The sequence below is a fragment of the Stenotrophomonas sp. genome (genome assembly GCF_036662295.1).
In the GTDB taxonomy this organism is placed as follows: domain Bacteria; phylum Pseudomonadota; class Gammaproteobacteria; order Xanthomonadales; family Xanthomonadaceae; genus Stenotrophomonas.
On the sequence record NZ_JAVWXA010000086.1, the window covers coordinates 1 to 5,436 of the forward strand.

A 5,436-nucleotide genomic window follows, 5' to 3' on the forward strand; every position below is an offset into this window, starting at 1 on the left:
AGCGCCCCACCCGCATGACCGGCGCCCCCGCCCCCGGCCCGCCACTCCCGCGCGGCCCCACCGACGACGCGCCCCCCCTAGTAGCGGGGCCGCGCCGACAGGCGGGGGGTGTTGGGTGCTGGTACGGCGGGGCCCGGGGTTTGCGCAGCAAACCCTGGGGAAATCTTCGCGTATGCGGAGATTTACGCCGCCTGCGGCATCCGCAGCGAGCGCACCAGGCCGCCGATGTCCACGATCAGCGAAACGCGGCCATCGCCGAGGATGGTGGCGCCGGAGACGCCACTGATGCGGCGGTAGTTGTTCTCGATGTTCTTGACCACCACCTGCTGCTGGCCGACCAGTTCGTCCACTTCCAGGGCGATCTTCTGGCCATCGCCTTCGACCACCACCACCAGCGAATCGTCCTTGGTGCGGCCGCCGAAGCCGTAGTACTCGCTGAGCGAGAGGATCGGCAGGTATTCGCCGCGCACGCGCAGGACGCGGCCTTCGCCGGCCATGGTGCGCACGTCTTCAGGCTGCGGCTGCAGCGCTTCGAGCACGTAGGCCAGCGGCAGGATCACCGTTTCGCCGGCCACCGCCACGGTCATGCCGTCGAGGATGGCCAGGGTGAGCGGCAACCGGATCAGCACGCGCGTGCCATTGCCGGCCTTGCTCTCCAGGTGCACTTCACCGCCCAGGGCCTGGATGTTGCGGCGGACCACGTCCATGCCCACGCCACGCCCGGACAGGTCGGTGACGGCATCGGCGGTGGAGAAGCCCGGCTGGAAGATGAGGTCCCAGACCTGGGAATCGGTGGGGTTGTCGGGCACGCTCAAGCCACGCTCGAACGCCTTGGACAGGATCTTGTCGCGGTTCAGGCCACGGCCGTCGTCGCTGACTTCGATCACGATGTGGCCGCCCTGGTGCGAGGCCGCCAGGGTGATCGTGCCGGTCTCGTCCTTGCCGGCGTCGCGGCGGACGTCGGGCATTTCCAGGCCGTGATCGATCGAGTTGCGGACCAGGTGGACCAGCGGGTCGGCGATCTTCTCGATCAGGCCCTTGTCCAGCTCGGTGCCTTCGCCGATGGTGCGCAGGCGAACCTGCTTGCCCAGGCGCGAGGACAGGTCGCGGACCAGGCGCGGGAAGCGGCGGAACACCGCGTCTACCGGCAGCATGCGCACGCCGATCACCGCTTCCTGCAGGTCGCGGGTGTTGCGTTCGAGCAGGTCCAGGCCGGCAAACAGCTGCTCGGCATGCACCGGATCCAGCGCGTGGGAGACCTGCTTGAGCATGGCCTGGGTGATGACCAGTTCGCCGACCAGGTTGATCAGCGCATCGACCTTTTCCACCGCCACGCGGATGGAGGTTTCCGCTTCGTGCGCGGCGGCCGCCTGCGCCGGTGCGGCTGGGGCGGATGCCGCCGCCGCAGCTGCACCGGGCGCAACGTGCGTAGTGCCGGCCGGCGCCTGGGTTGCCAGGCTCGGCGGCGCGGCCGGACGGATGTCCAGCTCGCAGTCGTCCACCACCCAGGCGAACGTGTCTTCGATCTTGCTGCGCGGCACCTTGCCGACCAGGCCCAGGTCCCAGGCCAGGTGCGCTTCGAGCGGGTCGAGCTGGTCGAAGCCGGGCAGGCGCTCCAGGCGCGCGGCGACCTGCAGCGAGCCGAGGTGTTCCAGCTCGCGGATGATGCGCAGCGGGTCGTTGCCGCTCATGAACAGCGAAGGCGAGGGCGCAAAGCCGATCTGCCATGCCTCGGGCGTGTCATCGACCTTGGCGGCGGCGACCGGGGCGCTGGCGGCGGCCTGGCCGGACAGCACCGCTTCCAGGCGCGCCTTGATCGCCGCGACGGCCTGCGGATCGGCCGGCTGGCCGTGTTCGGCCTCGCGCAGCAGCGCGCGCAGCACGTCCACCGAGGACAGCATGGCATCCACGGCGGTGGCTTCCAGCGCCCGCTTGCCGGCGCGCAGTTCGTCCAGCAGCGTTTCCAGCACGTGGGTGAGCGCGGCGATGGCGTCGAAGCCGAAGGTGCCGGCGCCGCCCTTGATCGAGTGCGCGGCGCGGAACACCGAGTTGATGATTTCCGGATCCTGCTGGCCCGATTCGAGCGCCAGCAGGCCAGCCTCCATCGCATCCAGCCCCTCGCGGCTTTCTTCAAAGAACGTGGCGTGGAAACGTTGCAGATCCATGCTCATGGTGCGTGGGGTCCGGTTGCGAAGGGAGGGAGGGGGGGAGGCGGGAAGCGGGGTGGATCAGCCCAGGACTTTCTGGACGGTGGCCACAAGCTGTTCGGGGTTGAACGGCTTGACCAGCCAGCCGGTGGCGCCGGCGGCCTTGCCTTCGGACTTCTTGTCCGCCGCCGATTCGGTGGTGAGCATCAGCATCGGGGTGAACTTGTAGTCCGGCAGCTGGCGCAGCTCGCGGATCAGCGAAATGCCGTCCATGTTGGGCATGTTGACGTCGGTCACCACCGCGTTGAAGCGCTGGCCCTTGGCACGGCCAAGCGCGACGGCGCCGTCCTCGGCTTCTTCGACGGAAAAGCCGGCCGAGGTGAGGGCGAAAGAGACCATCTGGCGCATCGACGCCGAATCGTCCACCACCAAGATACGTGCGCTCATGCAGCGTTCTCCACAGATTTCAGGTTGTCATGGGTTGCGTCCAGGCCCAGGGCCTGGGTGAGGCCGAGCAGGCGCGCGGCATCACGGAAGGTTGCAGTGCAACCGTCGAATCCGGTCGGGTGGCCTGCCTGGCGGCGGGCGTCGACGAATGCGCACAGGACCTGCATTGCTGCGGTATGGATACGGCTCACTTCGCTGGCATCCAGCGTGAGGTCGCCGGCCTGGTCCACCAAGGGGGCCAAGCGGGTTTTCAGCTCGGTGCTGGTCTCGATTCCGAGATCACCACCCAAGGCCACAGTGCTCATCGTTGCTCCGGACAAACGGTTCCGAGGTCTATAACGGCGTAAATCCACAAAGCTTTAGGGCCGGCCCGGCGATCGTCACCGGTCGATCCGGGGTAGAGCCACCCCATGGGTGGCTGCGGCAAGGCCGGACCAAACGCGTGACGCGCCGTTGCCGGCGGTCCTGGCCCCTGACCGGAGGGCAGCCACGCACGGCGCGGCTCTACCCCTCAGTTCAAAAGCTGCGTGGCATCCAGCAGGATCATCGGCTGCGCGCTGATGCGGGCCACGCCGCGGAACAGGTCGTTGGAAATCTGGCAGATGCGCGCGGTGTCCGGCGGCTCGATCTGGGAGTCGGTGAGGTTGGCCACGTCTTCCACGGCCGATACGCGCAGGCCCATGGTCTCGCCGTCTTCCTCCAGCACCACGATGCGGGTGCTGGCGTCGTCCTGGGCCGGCCCGGCGCCGAGGTGGATGCCCAGGTCCATCACCGGCACCACCTGGCCGCGCAGGTTCATGATGCCCAGCATGGCCGAGGCGGTGCCGCGCAGCGGCAGCAGCGGCACCGGCAATACCACTTCCTGCACCTTGAGCAGCTCCAGCGCATAGGCCTGCGCACCGCAACGCAGGCGCAGCCAACGCGAGGTGCGCTCGTTGGCGCGGCCGCTCTCGCGCGGGCTGGAGGCCGGGTTGCGGGCTTGTGCCTGCAGCTCCTGCCAACTGCCCGGGCGGGTGTGGGCGGGCGCCGGCGCGGCAGTGCGCGGCGGCAGGGAGGGCGGGGGTGTCGGCATGGCGCGGGCGGCAGGGAGGGGGGCAGGGGCGGGCCGCGGCAGCGGTGCCGGCGCGGGGGCGATGATCGCTGCGGCCGCCGGCGCCGGTGCGCTGTCGTGCAGTACCTCGTCGGGCAGGTCATCCCAGCTGGGGCGATCGCCGGATGCCGCCATGGGCGGGCCGAGCGCCGGGTCGTTCATCAGCTCGTCCAGCAATGCCAGGTTGGCCGGCGCCCCGGGCGAGGTGGGCGTGTCATGTACGGCCGCAACCACGGGCGGGCCAAGCGCCGGGTCGTTCATCAGCTCGTCCAGCAACGCCAGGTTGGCCGGTGCGCCGGGCGAGGTGGGCGTGTCATGCACGGCTGCCACCACGGGCGGGCCAAGCGCCGGGTCGTTCATCAGCTCGTCCAGCAACGCCAGGTTGGCCGGTGCGCCGGGCGAGGTGGGCGTGTCATGTACGGCCGCAGCCACAGCCACGGACGGACCAAGCGCCGGGTCATTCATCAACTCGTCCAGCAACGCCAGGTTGGCCGGTGCGCCAGGGGCGGTGGGGCTGTCGAAGCCAGGCGCGGCGACCGGCGTTGCCGTCACGGCAGCGGTCTGGCCGTCGTCGCGGTCCGGGTCCGCCACGCGGGCGAACTCGGCGCGGATCGCCGCGGCCACCGGCCCGGCGTCGGCGGCATCCTGCGCGGCCACTTCCAGCGCAGCCGGTGCCACGGTGTCTGCCGCCGCTGCCGGCGCCAGCGGCACGGCATCGCCTAGCAACTGCTCCAGATAGTCGTCCAGCACGCCGGCGGTGCTCATGCCGCGCGCTCCATCTGCAACGCGTCGTCGGCCAGGATCCAGTCCAGCGCGCGGCGGTAGGCGGCCAGGCCACGGCCGGGGTAATCCTCCGATTGCGGCGGCACGGTCAGGCTGGCGGCATTGCAGATGCGGGTGTCCACCGGGATCGCGTCTTCCCAGACGCGATGGGCGTGCTTGTCCTGCATCAGCTTGACCGTTTCGTTGCCGGCGCGGGTGCGGCGGTCGAACAGGGTCGGCAGGATCGACATCGGCAGCGTGCGGCGGCGCGAGCGCTCCACCATCTCGCCGGTGCGGACCATGCCATCGAGGCCGTGCAGGGCCAGCGGTTCGGCCTGGGTGGGGATGATCAGGCGGTCGGCCGCGGCCAGTGCGTTGATCATCAACAGGCCCAGGGTGGGCGCGCAGTCCAGCAGGATGTAGTCGTGCTGGCCGTGATGGCGCGCCAATGCGTTCTGCAGGGCCAGGCCCAGGCCGGGCTGGTTGGCGCTGCGGCGCTCCAGCGTGGCCAGGGCGGCCTGCGCGCACACGTAATCCAGCCCGGGAATGGCGCTGGGATGGCCGAGCGTGGCCAGTTCGGCCGGCGGGGCGCCGAACAGCTCCAGCACGCCCGGCGGCGGCGGGTCCAGCGGCACGCCGAAGGCGCGGGTCAGCGACGAATGCGGATCGAGGTCGATCAGCAGCACGCGGTGGCCGAGCGTGGCCAGGCCACGACCCAGGGCCAGGGTGGTGGTGGTCTTGCCAACGCCGCCCTTCTGATTGGCGATTGCCCAGATGCGCATTCGGTTCACTCCTTCACTGCAGGGGGAACGGCGGCGCCAACGCGGCTGCCGGCCGGCACCGGTGGCAACTGCACCGGGGCGAGGGGGGAAAGGGTGGGGGCGTCGGGCGCGGCGCGCGGCGGCGGGGGGGGGTCGGGGGGGGGGGGGGGGGGGCTCGGGGGGCCCCCCCGGGCGGGGTGGGGCCGGGTGTTTTCCCAACACCCCCCGG

At 70.6% G+C, this 5,436-nt stretch carries 5 protein-coding genes; all 5 read right to left on the reverse strand.

Going from position 1 to position 5,436, the window contains the following annotated elements:
- Window positions 1-182 precede the first annotated feature (182 nt).
- The 5 genes from RSA25_RS14865 to RSA25_RS14885 all read right to left on the reverse strand — a co-directional run bounded on the left by RSA25_RS14865 (window position 183) and on the right by RSA25_RS14885 (window position 5,228).
- Window positions 183-2,171 (reverse strand): chemotaxis protein CheA, encoded by a 1,989-nt coding sequence (locus RSA25_RS14865; protein WP_332809631.1) that lies wholly within the window; start codon window positions 2,169-2,171, stop codon window positions 183-185.
- Between the two features lie 57 nt (window positions 2,172-2,228).
- The gene (locus RSA25_RS14870; protein ID WP_038688521.1) at window positions 2,229-2,594 is read right to left on the reverse strand and encodes a response regulator; all 366 of its coding nucleotides are present in this window, start codon (window positions 2,592-2,594) and stop codon (window positions 2,229-2,231) included.
- Complete coding sequence (locus tag RSA25_RS14875) at window positions 2,591-2,899, reverse strand: STAS domain-containing protein (protein WP_332809632.1); 309 nt, start codon at window positions 2,897-2,899, stop codon at window positions 2,591-2,593. The genes RSA25_RS14870 and RSA25_RS14875 overlap by 4 nt, the downstream gene beginning before the upstream one ends.
- A 206-nt stretch (window positions 2,900-3,105) precedes the next feature.
- Window positions 3,106-4,449 (reverse strand): chemotaxis protein CheW, encoded by a 1,344-nt coding sequence (locus tag RSA25_RS14880; protein ID WP_332809633.1) that lies wholly within the window; start codon window positions 4,447-4,449, stop codon window positions 3,106-3,108.
- Window positions 4,446-5,228 (reverse strand): ParA family protein, encoded by a 783-nt coding sequence (locus tag RSA25_RS14885; RefSeq protein ID WP_332809634.1) that lies wholly within the window; start codon window positions 5,226-5,228, stop codon window positions 4,446-4,448. The genes RSA25_RS14880 and RSA25_RS14885 overlap by 4 nt, the downstream gene beginning before the upstream one ends.
- Between the last annotated feature and the right edge of the window lie 208 nt (window positions 5,229-5,436).

Bases quoted from the DNA above. Each gene is read 5' to 3' on its own strand.
- RSA25_RS14865 (WP_332809631.1), bottom strand. From the start codon at position 2,171: ATGAGCATGGATCTGCAACGTTTCCACGCCACGTTCTTTGAAGAAAGC.
- RSA25_RS14870 (WP_038688521.1), bottom strand. From the start codon at position 2,594: ATGAGCGCACGTATCTTGGTGGTGGACGATTCGGCGTCGATGCGCCAG.
- RSA25_RS14875 (WP_332809632.1), bottom strand. From the start codon at position 2,899: ATGAGCACTGTGGCCTTGGGTGGTGATCTCGGAATCGAGACCAGCACC.
- RSA25_RS14880 (WP_332809633.1), bottom strand. From the start codon at position 4,449: ATGAGCACCGCCGGCGTGCTGGACGACTATCTGGAGCAGTTGCTAGGC.
- RSA25_RS14885 (WP_332809634.1), bottom strand. From the start codon at position 5,228: ATGCGCATCTGGGCAATCGCCAATCAGAAGGGCGGCGTTGGCAAGACC.